The organism is Planctomicrobium limosum, assembly GCF_051465645.1.
In the GTDB taxonomy this organism is placed as follows: Bacteria; Planctomycetota; Planctomycetia; order Planctomycetales; family Planctomycetaceae; genus Planctomicrobium.
On the sequence record NZ_CP195790.1, the window covers coordinates 3,776,180 to 3,792,111 of the forward strand.

Below are 15,932 nucleotides of genomic sequence, written 5' to 3' on the forward strand. Positions count from 1 at the left end.
CAATGATCCTAACCAGCAACCGCTTCGGTCTCTTCGACCTGCGGTGCTTCAGGCTTGCTGCTGAACGACAACAGATAATCCGTGGCTCTGGATGCAGCCGCTGCGGCTCGGAAGATGTATTTCGGATCGCCTTCTAAAGCCTTCAACCAACTCCCCAAATAGGCAACGTGGTTCGTCAGATCGCCCGAATCAGCGATCCCCAAATGGGCCATGGTGAAGACGGCTGACATTTCTGCCCGCAATTCGCCTTCAGCGTAGTTGCCAGTCCATCCCAGCCTGAATTCGGACCAGTGAGCCAGTTCATGGGCGAGTGTCTCAGCAAACGCAGGAAATGACTCAAAACGCTCCTCGAAAGGCATCTGGATGTAATCTTCGGGCAGTCGGTAATAGACCGCCTTGGAGCCTCCAATGCGAACGTCCGCCCCCGTCGCATCGACCATCTGTTGAAACTCATCCCGAAGTTCATGGTCGAAGGGAGATTCGGAGACTTTCCCCAGCAACTCATCAATTTTGGGACCAGTCACCTGCGAGATATTGAATACAGGAAACACTCGGAGCAGTGGAATCTTTTCCTCCTTTTCGTTTCCAGATTCGTCCTTAACGGTCTTCGAGAGAGTCTTGAAGAACATGACCTGAGTGGCCCTTTCGCCCTTCTTCACAGACGCTCCAAGTGATTTCCACTGCTGAAAAGAGGCGTAATAATCAAGATCGTATCCCCGCTCCTGGCTCGCTCCCCAAAGAATGGGAATATTGATCCCCGAATAGCGTCGTTTGGTGATGAAATTGGTTGGAATTCGAGGTCCTTGAATCCCACTCCATGGCTTCCGCCAGGGAATTCGTCCCTGTTTCAGCGATTCAATAATCTTGTTGGTGATTTGCTGGCGAATTTCTGATTGAGAAGGCATTGTCCGGCTCCTTTTAATGAGGTGTCCGGACCTGTAGGGTACAATGATCCTAATGATCGATCAGAATCGCTGCAGAAGGCAAACAGGAGCGTTACAGGGCAGGTCTCCAATGAATTCATCCCCCGAAATGTCATTTGCCGAGTTCGCCGACCGCTTCGTGCACAATTATTGGGAGGATGTGGTTGCCAATAATGAGGATGACGACTTCACCGATTCTGTTGAAGATTGTTTGGCCACGATCACTTTCCAAACATCCCAAGTAAACTCACCCGATAGAAACGCCATTTTCAGACTGAAAATGGAAGACGACATGGCCGCTTGGTGGGAATTCGCCTTCAAGTTGAGTCATCAGAAATGGACTTTAATATCGGCAAGAAGTGGTGCTCCCAAAGGCTACGAGGTCATCAATTGGTTCGATGAAGTCTATGGACCAGAATTCCGACCATTTCTTGATCGGGTGATGCAGAAGTCAGGTGGCGGTTATTAACGAATCGACCTGATCAGTGTCCCGAAAACCTTCAGCCACTTTCCTGAACTTGAACACAACTGCTTTACGAACCGTCATTTGAGTGTTGCACAGAACCGCCATTTAATAATGAAGTGTCCTGCTCTTGTTCCAAATTCATACCATTATTAATCGACTTGTTCTGAATCATCGCAACGGATAGCTCTTGATATTGGCACCCGTGATCTGCCACATCCTGAAAAAGGGAACTATAATAGATAGATGTATTATTCTTCCCAGTAGGGACTTCTTGAGGGATTGTAGAGAGAGATTCTGAATCTTTGATTGCCAATGCTTGTTTCGCAACAGTCCCCAACGTCCAATGTGTGGCGTACATGCCTGACCGTCCACGAGCAATTGGTGCGATAATCCCTTCTTCTTTCAGGCAATGCATGATTCTCTGACGTTTTTCGTCTTTGGCACATTTGATTTGCGGGAATTGTGATTGCATCCATTTCAGGAGAAATTCCTTTCCCCATCCGTTTCCCTCCTTCTCTTTGGCAATCGTCAGTTTCACAATTCCGTTAATAAAACGAATTATTAACTCGTCATCTTTCACGAACAATGGCTTTCGAAAGAACGCACAGAGCCGACTTCGCTGTTCTTCAGACCAGTTGGGATTAATAACTGGCTTTTCAACTGGTTTTGACCACGTTGAGAGATCAAGAGGATCGAAGCCAGGCCATTGTATCAGGGAACCCGCAAGAATCTCTGAAGAATTCTTGGCATCACGCTGATGACCATTGTTGTCGCAGACGTATTTGGCAGTGTTCGCAATCACGGAATCAATTTTTCGCATCTGTCCCTTGAGCAATCTGGACGAGCACGAAGATGCACACGCTGGAAGCCCACGGACAAGCTCGCTGAGTCCAACACAGATTTCGGTCTCAGAATATCCGTAGACGTGTGCCAATCGAGCTAGGACGGCAATGTGCTCATTCAGAGGACGACCATTGGCATCTCCTTCAATCCAAAATTCATACAGCCACCGGCGGAGATTTCCTTTCCAAGCCGATTGCTGGGAATGAGTGTGTGGCTTTGGTGCTGTCGTCTTCGGCATCGACGTTTTCACACAGCACGTCGCAATGTTGCGAAGATGATCTAGAATGTGCTCTTTTGCAATGTATTTCCGATGTGGATCATTCAGCCAGTTGATGTATCCTTCCACATCTTGCACCCTTTGCTTGCGGTGGGTCACCAAGGAAAGTTCTCGGTCCAAGAGCACCACTCGATCACGACACAATGGAAGCCGAACACCATTGCCTCCATTGGTCGGATAGAGTTCCAAATCGGACAACGATTTCATTCCTGCAGCTTTTGCTTCGGCAGCAAGTTGAGGATTCTGCGAATCGAGTTCAGCAAGAATTTTCCGTAGTTCCTGATGTACCGCAGCAAGTTCACGTGGTTCAGGAAAAACATGAATCAATTGCAGACCTGAGACATCTTCTCTTTTGATCTGATAATGCCAGGTGCCGGTGCCATGGAATTGATCCAGTAGAACTCCCGCCTGCTTGAGAAACACTTCCAGATTCCGACCATGGAAGTCGAGATCGATGATCGCAAAGCGAGTCAAAGCAGTTCCTTTGACCCCAACGATCTGCTTTTGATTGATGTGCTTTCGAACCAGGTCGTCAGTCAAGAAATTGCGGAGATGAGCTTGTGATGAAAACGGATAATCAGTCTCCGTGATCCAATCATCGAGTTCCTCACCAGTACGCAAATCTGTTTTATGAATCCAAGAGTCCCGGCGAGAATATCGGAGAAAAATGTCCTCGAACTCCCAGTATGCCTGAGTCCTTGGCGTGGGGATATAAGCAGCCGTCTGACGAATATCAAAAAGTGGTGTCGGTTCATCACTGATAATGGTGATGTCATCGAACTCTGCCAGGACAGTAATTTCAGGGATCGCTGAAATCCGGTAATCAACCACTCTTGGATACACCACTCGGGCAACAGGCGAAGCATGATCGAGGACTTTTCGCCTCGATCTGAGCCACTGCCTTTTTGATTTCAAGTTTGAAGGGACTTGTGTCCATGACTCAAATTCTCGATGGGAATCAGTCATGAGAAATGGACTCCTCATCAAGAAGGCCATTCAGCGACCTGCAGATCAAATGTGCCAAGACTGCATCCATGGTCCAGGCAACTATGATTCCATCTGCGTCAAGAATCTCCCACCCGATACTGCAATTATTCTTCAACGAAAATGGTCCGTGGATAACCCATGCCATCGAGGAGTTCTGTTGTTCGTGATCTGTGCCACACGTAATAGTACGTTCCAGGCTGTTTGCTTGGTCTTTGGTAGACATATCCTTCATTGAATGCTCTGGCAGAGGGTTGTCCAGAATGAATTCTGAGCCCGAGATTCTTGAGCCACTTTCCAACAGCATGGCTGGTGACTCCGTAGATTTTTCCGAGTTCTGTAAGGGACAGACATTCATCCATGTGCCTCCTTCCCGCTTTCCCAGGCCAGCCCCAGTGCATCTGCGACTCGATGGGCGTCGGCGTCTGTGAAAATCCGTCGGTTGCCCAATCGGAGCTTTGGTTCTTCGATTTTTCTGGTCATGAGCAAATATGCGATACGGTGTGCCTGAATACCCAACTGCTCTGCGACATCGGAAATTAGATAAAGTTGTGTCATTTTCTGTACTCCTTATTTGTATGTAGTAAGATAAAACTTATTCTTGAACAGAATTATTGTTCAAAAGGACATTTTTATGAATCATTCGAAACCAAACGAGTCTTCCGGCCCGCACTCTCTCTGCAGCCATTGAGACAATGGATAACTGCTTGGCTGTTGAGTCATCTCAAAAGCCGCAAGGATTTCAATGCCCACTACGTAATACCTATCCGCACGCAATATGTGATCAATCCAGTCGATCATGGCCGACGCCCGGTCATCCATTGGAACATCACGCAGGAAGCGGATAAGAGTTAGATAGACTTTAGGCGATCCCTTTTTGAATCTTGTAATCTGCTCGCAATGCTGGCATCGCCGACGATGTTTAGGCAACCGCCTTTGGGGAACAGGACCAGATTCATGCCCACATTCCAATTTCAGCATGTAGCTGTCATTTTCAGCTTCATCAATTGTGATAATTCGTCGTAATGTCATTGCAGTATCCATGTATGTATAGTTAAAGAAAATGAGGCAGACGAACGTTGATCGTCCACCTCTGAAAAAGTTCAGGAGATTATTCGTCGTACACGCTTCGCCACAATTTGAGGGGCTGCTGTACCTCCTGAGGTGTGAGCCATTGCTGCCAACAGAGATTCACGACTCGAAGGCACTCGGGGCCGATCCCTCTGGCCCGACTGATCTCGTCAGTGAGAGGTCGACCACAGCAACAACAGCGATCTTTTGATCGGGCAAAGACTTGGTCTGGAAAAAGCAGGAAGAATTTCGTGAGTTCGACCAAATTCTCTGCGGCATCGAAACTCAAGGAGTCATCCTGCATCCAACATGTATTACTGAGCTGAACCAATAGATTCAGCACACTCGTGGCATGTCGATCATCGAGCGTTCTGAGTGACTCAATTTGAATTCCGTCCGTCAGCGTAAATACCCCGCTACTTCTTTTAATGGTCGGCTTAACGACAAAAATGTAGTCTCCATGTGGGAGGCGAAGGGCGAAGGATGGTCGTCTGCGATATTCCTTCGTCTTCGAGTTTTCCTCGCAACAACGGAAGTAACAAATCAGGTTGGCACGCAGTTGTTCGATGTCCTCACGGTTATCTGTAAGCAGTTCTTCGATACGATTGTCCACAGCAATTGATCCTGGTTGTGCTGAGCAGTGAACTCAGCCAAGAAAGAAATTCACTCCAGGACGCAGAAGCCTGAAGTTTGCTGGCAATCAGGTCACATGACCGATGCGAGCGGCTCGCAGCAGCGAGACCAGTGAAAAGAAGTAGAGCAGTAGTGGATTGAAAGTCGTTTGTTGTGTTAAGCAGGAATATCTCTGAGCGGACGGACTCGCTCAATCCCTCTTCCAAAAATCTTTTGAGATTTCCTGAAACATCGTGGAGAGTGTGATGGGTGTGGATGCTCTGAAATTATTTGTTCTTTTCCCTTCGCTCTCGCTCTTCAGCGAGTCGCTGCAACCCCATCCCTACCGCCATGGCATCAACATCACAGCTCAAGCATTTTCGGCCGAGTCGATAGCAAGCTGCTGCTGTGGTGAATCCGCCACCAAATGGGTCGACGACGAGATCACCGGGGTTGCTAAATACCTCAATGAAATGCATGCACTCATCAAGGTTCTGTTGCCATTCGTGGAATTCTTTTTCTTTTCCACCACCGTGCAGCACATCGTTGATTTGAATTGGAGACCGTGACTGCCCTGATTTCGAGAACACCAGCACTGGCTTGTATTTGTTGACAATGTTCCGTGACCACACAATGTCCTGTCCACCCTCGTGTATTACAGCAAACTGCCAAACGAACGTGAGATCACGACAAAGTGCTTCTATAATTTGAGGCAAGAACATCGTCCCAGCGTAAGTGACAAGGAAGCCGTCCGGCTGAAGAGCCCGTTTTGCGAACGCCGCAAGACCGTCCCAAAGTGGAAGCGATTCCTGGTCGTAAGGCGGGTCTGTCATGATGAGGCGAATCGATTCATCGGTGATCAATAGGTCTCGGAAATCATTATGGATGATTTGAATTGAGTCATCGGGGAGAGGCACGGGAACTGCTGCCGCTCTTCTCTCAGCGAATCTTTTTTTACGAACCAGCTTTTCAGTTTGCTTCAGATTCAGCGGTTTGAATGGAGCGTCGACCCCCAGTTCTTGCAGCCCAGTTTGTGCCCGTTGTTCTTCCCACTTTGTATTGGTAACCACTTTTGGAAACTTGTATGTCTTCCCATCGCTACCCTGTCGCTGTTGGACCTGGGGAATTTCCCCACCTTCCTCCAGCTTCTCCCGAATAGAGCCGACAGTCTTGTGGTCAAGGCCGCAAATTCGAGCAATCGCTCGGTCAGTATCACGGGGATTCGATCTCAACAAAAAATCAGCAGCATGACGCTTGTCAGCAAGTGAGAGATGCTTCCGGCAATAGTCCAACTGAAAGGAAAGGTCTTCTTTTTGCTCTGCTGTCAAACCGGAGATGACTTCGGATGGGCAGTGGACACCCAACTCGTCACATGCTTTTCTGCGGAGTCTTCCAGCCAGAATGTTTCCTGTCTCATCAACGATGACTCGTTGGAGCAAGCCGAAGTTAGCAATGCTTTCTTTGATTCCCTGGTATTCTTCCTCGGATGACTTCTCAGGAATCATTGAACCAACAGCATGCCAAATATTGGCCCAACTGATTCCGTCAATACCAGGATGATAAGCCTGGATGTCGGCACTGGGACGATCCTGCTCGTCGTAATCCGGTCCGTTCACAGACACGAGAACCGGTGGTCCGGGGGACACAACATCGACCAAATGTTCTCCCGGCCCCAGTGCCTGGTAAATCCGGAATTTGTACCACTGATGATGATTATCCCGTTGCGGTAGATTCATTACGACACGACCTCCCTGGGTTCCAATGACTTGAACTGATACCGAATCTGCGGCTCTCCGCCGCCCCACCGCCGCCGGTCTTTTTCCAGCTTGGCCCATTCGCCCGATCCGAGCCATTCATCGGGGTAAGCAGCCCCAGAATTCCCAGCCCTCGCCGTATCGGATCATCTGCAGTGTTCAGCAGAAAATTTCTGAGACGCAGGAAACGGGCGATTCGCACCTACCTCACATCTGGAATGTCGAATGATGAGAATCCATGGGTGGTACCCGGAAGACTCTTCCGGGTACCACCCTGAATACCCCTGCTGCGGAAGGCATCAATCATTCGTCAACTTCGTCGTCCGAAACCATCTCCGGTTCAATTTCGGTGAGGTCACCCCACGGTTTGACGTGATTCACCACAACGCCGGTCTCGGAAATCCTGGAGCCATCAAATGAGGGGAAGTCGATTTTCCATTCCTTCCCTTTACGAATGACTTTCAGTAGTTCCTCAACTGTCATCGTTTCAGGAATTGACAACTTAAACCCCAGTCGAACTTCGACTTCGTAGTCGACTAAGGCGGCATCGTGATCCGGTTCCTGCCAATCCGAGTCCTTTTTTGAGCTATTTGCTTTTTTCGATTGTGAAGTAACGCTTCGGTCCGCCGAGTCCGTCAAGGGAATTGACTGGTTAGCCCGGGGCTGGTTCGACGGGCTTTCGTCGGACAGTTGAGATGTCTGCATGTGATTGTGGTTCTTAAACTGGTCGTCAAGAACCAGCCCCACACAGTCCTCTTCGTCATCCTCACCCTCCTCTTCAGGCAGCCAGGTTCCTCGGAGGTAATCGATCATTTTTTTCGGTCCCCATGCGACATCGGGATACTCTTCCAATGCTGAGGCAACCTCTTGTTCATTTTTTGCCAGATACATCCAACGATTGCATTTGGCGTAGTTGATAGTCGGGAACCTCTTGCTCAACTCGCTCTTGAATGCTCCGTGAGGCACTAGAGTTTTCAGTTCGACCAGCAAGCATCCATATGTCCGAGCGATGTTCAACTTTTGACGGTTCGTGGCCTCATCAACTGCCAATCCGACACCGATCTCATCCAGCAACTCTTGAATCCTTTCCCGCTCCTCTGTCTCAAAAGTTGCACCGTGCAACTTTTGATTACTGCCGTCGTCCGTCGCCTGAGCAATCTCGTCTAACACTGTTACTGCTGCACTCATTATCCATCTCCGAAAGGTTCATCTGGCAGCGGAACCATTCCCACTGCTCTACACCTTCTGGGCGACAGAGGCTGTCGTTTCGACGACAAATAACACGAAACAAAAATCGCATTACAAATGAGGTTTTCTGTGGTAGAATCGTAGTATGAAAACGAATTTCCAATTTGACGCATCTTATGGAATCAAAAGGCATTACGATTCTAACGACCATGCTCGAATGGTTGGTTTCATCGCCAGGATGCTGCCAGAGGGGCAGGCGACGCTTGTATTGGCGAACGGACAGCCTGGAGACGAGGTTGTTGCAGATGTCACCGTCTGCGGAGACTACTTGGAAATTGAATCCAATCTCCCTGAATGGGTTTCCGTACGAGAGGTGTACGATCATCTACGCTGGACATTCATGCCATCTTGGGAGCAGCGGGAATGGCTCCGGAAGGAGACGGTAATGGACATGTTTGTGAACGCCACACTTGCTGGGATAACCAACCGCTTGGATCGCCTGGAGCAAGCAAATCTCCAGCGTAGTTGCTCGAATGAGATACTTGCAGAAAAAACTCAGTATCGATTTGAACTGGTAGGAAACATGTGGGTAGTTCAGTATCAGGACGAAAGAGCAAATTTGCCCAATGCTGTCGGCTTTCAGCGAATTGCTCAATTGCTGACAAGTCCTGATCGGGCAATTTCCTCGACTCAATTGGATGGTCTCAATAATGCCGAAGCTCTGGCAATCATTGCGTCTGACAAGAATACAAAACCTCTACCGAAACTCGATGGTATCAGTCTGAAGGCGATGCTCGACTCACACAACAGACTAATCGAAAGATGTGAATCGAAGAGGAGATGGGGAGACAACGAAAGTCTTGAACAGGCAGAAGAAGCACTGGCCCGATTCGAGGATGAATTCGGTAACTGTGAGAATGACTTTAAACGCTGTTTGAAAGAATCTGACTACAATCACAATTTGGAACATCAGTGCCATAATACGGTCTCTCGAAGTTTGCAAAGGGGAATTATTTCCCTTCGAGAGCATGGCTTGCAGAAATTTGCAGCCTACCTGACACGGTTTATCAGGCCGGAAGGTACTGCGTACGCTTACAGGCCATTTCTCCCAAAGCCTGACTGGAGACTGTAGGCATCCTCCCACCTTGAACTGAAAAGGCCGAGCTTCATGCTTGGCCTTTTTCTTTTTCAACGATTTGATTTGTCGCCAAAACGACACGGTTTGTCGCCCAGTATGGGTGAAGATATTCACCAGAATGACCTGCCACCAAACCGTGTGAATGGAGACAAAAATGGATAAAAAACCAGTAATACGAGTCAATGTGACTCTGATCGCAAAACGTGAGATCACATACTCCATAGAAGCCATGCTGATCGTTCCTGCAGATGCAGCCGAAGTGGATTTGGAGCAGCTGATGGAAGCGGCCGCAGACGAACTCCACGAAGAGGAATGGATAGAGGATGACGACTCAGGAATCTTCTATGACTTTGGAAGCATCGATTCAATAGAGCCGAGTTGCCAGCATGATTGGATGGTATTTTCAACAGCGATCGAGGACGTGTGCCTGCTTCTGGAGTGCACCAAATGTAGAAGCATGGGCACAGTTGATGATCCTACCGAGCGAGAATGGGGTGACGCATTTTACGCTCCATCTCATCCATATAAATGGAAAGATAACAGTCGTGTTAACTTTCGAGAGGTGCCAGTGCAAGAGGAATCTTCTGACGTAGATGGGGAGGCAAAATGACTCTCCCAAAGCGGATCAGATGTGAATTTTTAGCCGATGCTGAACCCCTCATGTGTTGGCTGAATGTTGAAAAGAAAATTCACCAGGATGGAGGTCACCGGGTCTTTGGCTGGCTAGTGAAAGATGACCCCGAAGACCCGTATTACATCACTCATCAATCTCACTGTGTTTGGGAGTCGCCGACCGGGGAATTGGTGGACGTAACTCCAATTCTGAGGTCAGCTTTTCTTTGGGAATTTCCTAAGGAGACACTCTTTCTTCGGGATGATTCAGGAGAGTTTCGGGAGCGGGGCCTCCCTGGGAAGTACGTCCCTCGTCATCCAAGTCCCAACAAAATCAAAGCGGGCATTCTCATGTCCCGTGCTGACGAATTTCTGCATTTGGGGAATCTTGATAAATGCAGGTACTGGACAGAAAAGGCAAATGAGATGCTTCGACGAGACGGCATCAATGGAGGATGGCAAGCACCAACAAGTTTGGAAATCGACGACGTGATGAAGGCTGGAGTCTAAAAAGTTGAACCCACGTAACGGCAAACGAAAATACTTAAAGAATTGAGGACAAAAATGAGGTGTCCGGAGATTGATTACGATGCTGAGGAGGAATTCCTCTTTGCGTATGAGGTCCTGCACGAAGGAAGAGTCATTGCCAGTGCGTCACAAAACATCATCCGCCACATCAGAGCGGAAATAACAATGATTGTGACACCCTAAAACTTGTGCTGAGTAGAGCGGGAATGATCCCTCCCCAGGGATTGTCCGTACGGCAGACGGTCACACAGGTCTGAAATGCGTCCGTAGTTGACGCACGCTCCGATAGGAGCAAAGGAAATCCACTGCGGTCAGATCGCCTCAGAATGAGGCTGACAAGGCAATTGCCGTAAAGGCAGTGGATTAATCCGCTTACGTGGCGAAAGCCCACGTGAGGCGGAGTCAATTGATCCCCGCAAACTCAAGTGAGCAGAGCGGGGAACATGCCTTCCGCAAGGTACAATCCCTTGCGGGAGGTCATTTTAAGACGTATGAGCACGATGAGATGATTGACACTGATATGAGATTCACAATGGGCGATCTCGATGAATTCGGCATAGGAGATTTGTTTGAAATTAGTCTTCAACGGGGGTTGATAGAAGTTGAACAGGAGATGAAATTAATCATTCTCGCTGACCAAGAAGAGCAGGAAGAGTGCTTCACTGATTTGACTGACTAACCATGCTCTACGACACCCAAATTGGGACTGCAGCCACGTGTACAGAAAAGATGATCCGCCGATTTGAAGAATAACAGGTGAATCCATCATGATTGTAGTAGGAAAGAAGGCACCAGATTTCACACTTCCTGCATCAACAGGCGAGAAAATCAGGCTGTCAGGATTTCAGGGGCAAAATGGAAAGAACGTCGTTCTGTATTTCTACCCGAGAGACAATACACCCGGCTGCACGACCGAGGCCTGTGATTTCCGCGACAACATCGCTCGGCTGCAGGCGGCTGACACTATTGTACTGGGGATCAGCTGCGATTCGCTGAAATCTCACGAGAAGTTCGTTGAGAAGTTTTCGCTGCCGTTCCCGCTTCTCTCGGACGAAGATCACGCCATTGCCGAGAAGTATGGGGTCTGGGTCGAAAAGAAGAATTACGGAAAAACCTACATGGGCCTTCAGCGGTCCACATTTCTCATCGGGAAAGATGGCAAAGTCAAAGCTGTCTGGCCGAACGTGAAAGTGAAAGGACACGTCGACGCCGTGGCCGAAGCAATCGAGAACCTTTCAGACGAGGCCTAAGCAAGAAGCGGTAACACGTCTCGATATCAGGCGAGCAGGGCCGCGAGCAGGCCAGACAGGACGATTCCATCAAAGGTTCCGGCACCGCCGATCGAAACAACCGGGACCGGAACCTTGGTGATACTTTTCAAATGCAGCAGATCGGCCCCAACGATCGGCCCCACAACTCCGGCAACGAACGCTGTTGCGGCTCGTTGACCAGCATCGGCGTCAAGCGGCAACAGCACGACCCATGTCGCAACGACGCTTACTAATGGGGGAATGAAGACCGGAATCAGAATGCCCACGCCTTCAACCGGACGCGCCGCCCACCAGCAAACGGCAATGCTGATCGAGGTAACTAACAGCAGCCCCCAGAATGGCAATGCGTCATCGTCAAGAATTCGCAGCACTTGCATGATTGCCAGTAGCCCGGGGATCAGACAGCCCCCGACGTTCACTGCGATGAGAGTGTTATACTGAACTCGGCGGTACTTTTTGGCGCCGGACGATTCCAACGGGTCAAAGGGGGAATCGTCCAGTTCCAGTTCGTCTTTCTGAATGCGTCCGACAGGAATGTTGAAGAACGAACCGACGACGATTCCAATGACCGTCAGACTGGCACTGAACAAACTCAGCCCAATCCGTTCCAGCGCCGAGCGTGCAGTGTCGTACAATACGTACGGTAAGACGCAGAACAGGATCAGAAGCAAAAACAACGGCAGGCACCCGACAATAGGGTGAACTGTGCGAGTCGGACCGCCGATTTGATAGACTTGAAATGCCATTGAGTGCAATTCGAAATGGAATGTCGCGAAGGCAGACACTCGGGGACCAGACTACGTCCGACGAGCTTCCCTGACTCCAACAATGTGATCGTTCAAAATGATAGTTCAAACCGAGACACACCTGCGACACAGGTTCTTGCATCGCATGTGAATTATCAGTTCGAATTCTGCCTCTCCACACAGCCCAACGCGACCGGTTCAGTCTATCATGTGGCTGCGCAACAGCCTGCTCGACCGAAAAAGGACTGATCCCTGCGTGCCAGAAAAACGACACTCTTTCTGGAATTGCTCCAGCTGCTAAAATTTCCGTATGTCAAACAAAGATTACTATCAAGTTCTCGGGGTCCCTCGCACTGCATCCAGCGAAGAGATCCGCAAAGCCTTCAAAAAACTCGCCCGGGAAAATCACCCCGATGCGAAGAAGGATGACCCTGCAGCCGCAGAGCGGTTCAAGGAAGCCGCTGAAGCCTATGATGTGCTTGGCGACGAGGACAAACGAAAGAAGTACGATCAGTTTGGACAGAACTGGAAACATGTCAAGGAAGGCCAAAACCCATTCGGGACAGGGGCTCGCGGGAATCCCTTTCGAGATGGAGGCCCCGTCGACGTCGATCTGCGTGATCTGTTCGGTAATCAAGGTGCCGTCGACCTGGAACAGCTCTTTGGCGGGATGTTCGGTGGGGGCGGTCGTGGACGGGGGCGAGCACCACAACCGCAGCGGGGCGAAGACGTTAACGCAACGATCACGGTGCCATTTCACACCGCTGCATTGGGCGGCACCTATGACGTGACCATCGATGGTCATAAAAAATCCGAAGTTCTAACGGTGAAGATCCCGGCTGGAATCGAAGACGGTCAGGCGATTCGTCTTTCAGGACAAGGTCAGGCAGGGGACCACGGGGGAACTGCTGGCGACCTGAAACTGACGGTGCGCGTTGCTCAACACCCTTACTTCCGCAGAGAAGGACGCAACCTTCTGGTCGATGTGCCGGTCACTCTCACCGAGGCTGCTCTTGGGACTAAAATTGACGTGCCGACACTGCATGATGGTGTGGTGACAATGACGTTGCCTGCTGGGACGTCGTCAGGTGCCAAGTTACGCCTGAAGGGCAAGGGCATCGCTCCGGCTCGCGGAGGAAATGCTGGCGATGAATTCGTTGTGATCAAGATCGTCACGCCAAAGGGACTCGACGACGAATCGAAAGCGCTCCTGGAAGAGTTCGCCGAACGGAATCCACAAGCGCCTCGTGATGGCTTGTGGTAACGCCCGCGTTCAAATGTCCTGATTGCTTCACCTGATTACGTCACATGATCAGGGATTCGCAGAAACAAAAAAACGCCCCTTGTTCACAATTGGAACAAGGGGCGTTTTTGATAGACGTTACTTTGATGCCGCACCGGATTTCATCACGGCAGTGATGCCATCACAGATACTGGCTTCACCCACCGGGAAGTTATTTCTGGCGGGCAACTGTCGAAACAACTGCAGCAGAGGTTTCTTCTGAACGGCGTTTCAGCATGGCGATGCCGAGTGGGCTGAACAGCAATGCACTGTAGCCGACTGTTGAAATCAAAGCGTTCTTATAGAACGGAATAGCAGCGAGATAAGCGGTCTGCAAACCGGCCAGAGTCTTTGGATAATTAATCCAGGTATCGAATGCCCAGACACCGAAGTTGCTGATCGCGAAGAAAACTGTCGGAGCTACGACGCATGAAACGGCAATAGTACCGACATTTCGTGAACGTCGAACCAGCAGACCGGATCCACAAGCGAGAAGCAACCCGAGATAGTTCATGAACTGACCGGGATACATTGCATAAGCCAAACCGTCTCGCATCCCGTATTTCAGCCCGGACAACACCCCGATCAGAATGTCTCCGATAACCCAGGCGGCCAGCGGCACCAGCACACCAACGCTCATCTTACGGAAGAGAGCAACTCCGAAGATTCCCACCGCAAAAAACGGTGTAAATGTCCACGGGTAAGTCGTTTCTGACTGAATGTCCATCCCAAAGTGCATCAGCACGAAAGGAAGAATCTTGACGAGAAGGCAGAGACCGAACAGGGAGGCCAGAAAGGTTTTGTTAGGCTGATACATTTTTTCTTCGCGAGTAAAAATGGTGAATCTCGCCGTGTTAACACATTCAATGACACCAGTCCAGACAGGAGCGGCGGAACCCCTCTGTTTTACCCAGTTCTCAAGTGCGATTCGACACGATAAGATAATATATCCGGATTTCGAATGATTGCGATTCGAAAAATGGCACTGATTCCGGTTCCGAGGTCCACCCAGTTGCGTCGCTTGGGAAGACACAACACGAAGGAACAGGTGTCTCACCGGCTTAGCGACTTCCTGCTTGTCGATCAGGAGTCTGTTGCGATTCCATTGATCAAATTGATTCGGTAGTCATGGCACGTGTCGTTCTGGCAATGAGTGGAGGAGTGGACAGCTCCGCATCCGCATGGCTTCTGAAAGAGCAGGGGCACGAAGTCATCGGGCTGTTCATGCGCTCCGGTGTGCACGAACCGGAAGTCTGTTCGACAATACCGTCTCTGCTTCCCATTGTGAATTCGAAGTCGCACAAGCAGGGGTGCTGCAGTGTCTCCGACGCCGCGGATGCGAGACGCGTTGCTGACGCGCTCGACATCAACTTCCACGCGTTGAATTTCAGTGAAGCCTTCGAACAGATCAAGGATTATTTCGCCGACGAGTATCTTGCCGGGCGCACGCCCAATCCCTGTGTGATGTGCAACGTCTGGTTGAAGTTCGGCAAGCTCTGGGATTTCGCAGAACAAGTCGGAGCCGAATACATCGCGACCGGCCACTATGCTCAATTAAGAACCGTCCCCGGTGAATCGCGGCCCGGGCTGTATCGCGGTCTGGATGGCGGGAAAGATCAGTCTTACGTGCTGTTTGGAATTCGACCTGATCTCCTCGACAAAATTCTCTTTCCGGTCGGGGGATACCAGAAGGAAGAACTTCGCGAACTCGCACGACGGGCCGGAATTCGCACCGCAGACAAACCTGACAGTCAGGAAATCTGCTTCATTCCAGACAATGATTATGGGCGGTTCCTGCACGATTATCGCGGCCCCCAAGAGACGGCAGGGGAACTCGTCGACACCGCAGGAAACGTGGTCGGCCAGCATCAGGGCTATCAGCACTTCACCATCGGACAACGCCGAGGACTCGGGGTCACGTTTGGCGAGCCCCGATTCGTAGTTCGCATCGAACCAGAATCACGTCGCGTCGTGCTGGGAACGAAAGAGGACCTTGGACGCTACACGCTGGAGGCAAATCGCCTGAATTGGCTTGCCGAAGGATTAACGTTTCCACTGCGAGCGACGGCACAGATTCGGTATCAGCAGACGCCTGGACCATGCGAAGTCACTTTGACTGACGATGATCGAATGCTCGTCACCTTCGACACTCCTCAGTTCGGAGTCGCTCCCGGTCAGGCAGTTGCCATCTACGATCACGACCGAATTCTCGGAGGCGGCTGGATTCTATAGGCCCT

Annotated in this window: 18 protein-coding genes; 8 read left to right on the plus strand and 10 right to left on the minus strand. The window is 50.2% G+C overall.

All coding sequences use genetic code 11. The annotated features are described in order from the left end of the window. Positions 1–8 precede the first annotated feature (8 nt). Positions 9–905, minus strand: coding sequence for an ArdC family protein (locus SH527x_RS14390; RefSeq protein ID WP_437191371.1), 897 nt, complete (start codon positions 903–905; stop codon positions 9–11). 109 nt (positions 906–1,014) lie between these two features. Here SH527x_RS14390 and SH527x_RS14395 point away from each other — a divergent pair, with 109 nt between their 5' ends. Continuing rightward, positions 1,015–1,392: a hypothetical protein gene (locus SH527x_RS14395; RefSeq protein ID WP_437191372.1), complete on the plus strand. Its 378-nt coding sequence runs from the start codon at positions 1,015–1,017 to the stop codon at positions 1,390–1,392. Between the two features lie 64 nt (positions 1,393–1,456). Here SH527x_RS14395 and SH527x_RS14400 read toward each other — a convergent pair whose 3' ends face one another. The 7 genes from SH527x_RS14400 to SH527x_RS14430 form a co-directional block, all read right to left on the minus strand. Continuing rightward, on the minus strand, positions 1,457–3,340 hold the full coding sequence (locus SH527x_RS14400) for a hypothetical protein (protein ID WP_437191373.1): 1,884 nt from the start codon (positions 3,338–3,340) through the stop codon (positions 1,457–1,459). Positions 3,341–3,600: 260 nt separating this feature from the next. Continuing rightward, entirely contained in the window at positions 3,601–3,855 is a 255-nt protein-coding gene (locus SH527x_RS14405) for a hypothetical protein (protein WP_437191374.1), read from the minus strand. Beyond that, positions 3,848–4,051: a MerR family transcriptional regulator gene (locus SH527x_RS14410; RefSeq protein ID WP_437191375.1), complete on the minus strand. Its 204-nt coding sequence runs from the start codon at positions 4,049–4,051 to the stop codon at positions 3,848–3,850. Before SH527x_RS14410 ends, SH527x_RS14405 begins: the two co-directional genes overlap by 8 nt. Before the next feature lie 81 nt (positions 4,052–4,132). Then, positions 4,133–4,525: a hypothetical protein gene (locus SH527x_RS14415; RefSeq protein ID WP_437191376.1), complete on the minus strand. Its 393-nt coding sequence runs from the start codon at positions 4,523–4,525 to the stop codon at positions 4,133–4,135. Between the two features lie 79 nt (positions 4,526–4,604). Next, on the minus strand, positions 4,605–4,868 hold the full coding sequence (locus SH527x_RS14420) for a DUF6011 domain-containing protein (protein WP_437194633.1): 264 nt from the start codon (positions 4,866–4,868) through the stop codon (positions 4,605–4,607). A 595-nt stretch (positions 4,869–5,463) separates the two neighbouring features. Further along, positions 5,464–6,912 carry a DNA methyltransferase gene (locus SH527x_RS14425; RefSeq protein WP_437191377.1) on the minus strand — a complete coding sequence of 483 codons (1,449 nt, stop codon included), beginning with the start codon at positions 6,910–6,912 and terminating at the stop codon, positions 5,464–5,466. A gap of 321 nt (positions 6,913–7,233) precedes the next feature. Further along, positions 7,234–8,118: a hypothetical protein gene (locus SH527x_RS14430; protein WP_437191378.1), complete on the minus strand. Its 885-nt coding sequence runs from the start codon at positions 8,116–8,118 to the stop codon at positions 7,234–7,236. A gap of 145 nt (positions 8,119–8,263) precedes the next feature. Here SH527x_RS14430 and SH527x_RS14435 point away from each other — a divergent pair, with 145 nt between their 5' ends. The 4 genes from SH527x_RS14435 to bcp all read left to right on the plus strand — a co-directional run bounded on the left by SH527x_RS14435 (position 8,264) and on the right by bcp (position 11,646). Beyond that, entirely contained in the window at positions 8,264–9,250 is a 987-nt protein-coding gene (locus tag SH527x_RS14435; protein ID WP_437191379.1) for a hypothetical protein, read from the plus strand. 160 nt (positions 9,251–9,410) lie between these two features. Next, entirely contained in the window at positions 9,411–9,866 is a 456-nt protein-coding gene (locus tag SH527x_RS14440) for a hypothetical protein (protein ID WP_437191380.1), read from the plus strand. A 906-nt stretch (positions 9,867–10,772) separates the two neighbouring features. Then, positions 10,773–11,075, plus strand: coding sequence for a hypothetical protein (locus SH527x_RS14445; protein ID WP_437191381.1), 303 nt, complete (start codon positions 10,773–10,775; stop codon positions 11,073–11,075). Between the two features lie 88 nt (positions 11,076–11,163). Continuing rightward, complete coding sequence (bcp, locus tag SH527x_RS14450; protein ID WP_437191382.1) at positions 11,164–11,646, plus strand: thioredoxin-dependent thiol peroxidase; 483 nt, start codon at positions 11,164–11,166, stop codon at positions 11,644–11,646. Positions 11,647–11,672: 26 nt separating this feature from the next. On the opposite strand, the gene SH527x_RS14455 is transcribed toward bcp, so the two are convergent. Beyond that, on the minus strand, positions 11,673–12,413 hold the full coding sequence (locus SH527x_RS14455; RefSeq protein WP_437191383.1) for a DUF1614 domain-containing protein: 741 nt from the start codon (positions 12,411–12,413) through the stop codon (positions 11,673–11,675). Positions 12,414–12,723: 310 nt separating this feature from the next. On the opposite strand from SH527x_RS14455, the gene SH527x_RS14460 reads away from it, so the two are divergent. Then, positions 12,724–13,677, plus strand: a complete 954-nt coding sequence (locus SH527x_RS14460; RefSeq protein WP_437191384.1) for a DnaJ C-terminal domain-containing protein — start codon at positions 12,724–12,726, stop codon at positions 13,675–13,677. 190 nt (positions 13,678–13,867) lie between these two features. Here the strand turns inward: SH527x_RS14460 and SH527x_RS14465 are convergent, their stop codons facing one another. Beyond that, a complete protein-coding gene (locus SH527x_RS14465) occupies positions 13,868–14,512 on the minus strand; it encodes a DUF6580 family putative transport protein (protein WP_437191385.1) in 645 nt (214 codons plus the stop codon). A 144-nt stretch (positions 14,513–14,656) separates the two neighbouring features. Between SH527x_RS14465 and SH527x_RS14470 the strand changes: the two genes are divergently transcribed. Together SH527x_RS14470 and mnmA are read left to right on the plus strand one after the other, a co-directional pair. Then, the gene (locus tag SH527x_RS14470; RefSeq protein WP_437191386.1) at positions 14,657–14,821 is read left to right on the plus strand and encodes a hypothetical protein; all 165 of its coding nucleotides are present in this window, start codon (positions 14,657–14,659) and stop codon (positions 14,819–14,821) included. A 2-nt stretch (positions 14,822–14,823) separates the two neighbouring features. Next, entirely contained in the window at positions 14,824–15,927 is a 1,104-nt protein-coding gene (gene mnmA, locus SH527x_RS14475) for a tRNA 2-thiouridine(34) synthase MnmA (protein ID WP_437191387.1), read from the plus strand. The last annotated feature ends 5 nt before the right edge of the window (positions 15,928–15,932 follow it).

Bases quoted from the DNA above. Each gene is read 5' to 3' on its own strand.
- SH527x_RS14465 (WP_437191385.1), bottom strand. From the start codon at position 14,512: ATGTATCAGCCTAACAAAACCTTTCTGGCCTCCCTGTTCGGTCTCTGC.
- SH527x_RS14440 (WP_437191380.1), top strand. From the start codon at position 9,411: ATGGATAAAAAACCAGTAATACGAGTCAATGTGACTCTGATCGCAAAA.
- SH527x_RS14430 (WP_437191378.1), bottom strand. From the start codon at position 8,118: ATGAGTGCAGCAGTAACAGTGTTAGACGAGATTGCTCAGGCGACGGAC.
- SH527x_RS14455 (WP_437191383.1), bottom strand. From the start codon at position 12,413: ATGGCATTTCAAGTCTATCAAATCGGCGGTCCGACTCGCACAGTTCAC.
- SH527x_RS14410 (WP_437191375.1), bottom strand. From the start codon at position 4,051: ATGACACAACTTTATCTAATTTCCGATGTCGCAGAGCAGTTGGGTATT.
- SH527x_RS14390 (WP_437191371.1), bottom strand. From the start codon at position 905: ATGCCTTCTCAATCAGAAATTCGCCAGCAAATCACCAACAAGATTATT.
- SH527x_RS14460 (WP_437191384.1), top strand. From the start codon at position 12,724: ATGTCAAACAAAGATTACTATCAAGTTCTCGGGGTCCCTCGCACTGCA.
- SH527x_RS14425 (WP_437191377.1), bottom strand. From the start codon at position 6,912: ATGAATCTACCGCAACGGGATAATCATCATCAGTGGTACAAATTCCGG.
- SH527x_RS14415 (WP_437191376.1), bottom strand. From the start codon at position 4,525: ATGACATTACGACGAATTATCACAATTGATGAAGCTGAAAATGACAGC.
- SH527x_RS14395 (WP_437191372.1), top strand. From the start codon at position 1,015: ATGAATTCATCCCCCGAAATGTCATTTGCCGAGTTCGCCGACCGCTTC.
- SH527x_RS14435 (WP_437191379.1), top strand. From the start codon at position 8,264: ATGAAAACGAATTTCCAATTTGACGCATCTTATGGAATCAAAAGGCAT.
- SH527x_RS14405 (WP_437191374.1), bottom strand. From the start codon at position 3,855: ATGGATGAATGTCTGTCCCTTACAGAACTCGGAAAAATCTACGGAGTC.
- mnmA (WP_437191387.1), top strand. From the start codon at position 14,824: ATGGCACGTGTCGTTCTGGCAATGAGTGGAGGAGTGGACAGCTCCGCA.
- bcp (WP_437191382.1), top strand. From the start codon at position 11,164: ATGATTGTAGTAGGAAAGAAGGCACCAGATTTCACACTTCCTGCATCA.
- SH527x_RS14420 (WP_437194633.1), bottom strand. From the start codon at position 4,868: ATGCAGGATGACTCCTTGAGTTTCGATGCCGCAGAGAATTTGGTCGAA.
- SH527x_RS14470 (WP_437191386.1), top strand. From the start codon at position 14,657: ATGATTGCGATTCGAAAAATGGCACTGATTCCGGTTCCGAGGTCCACC.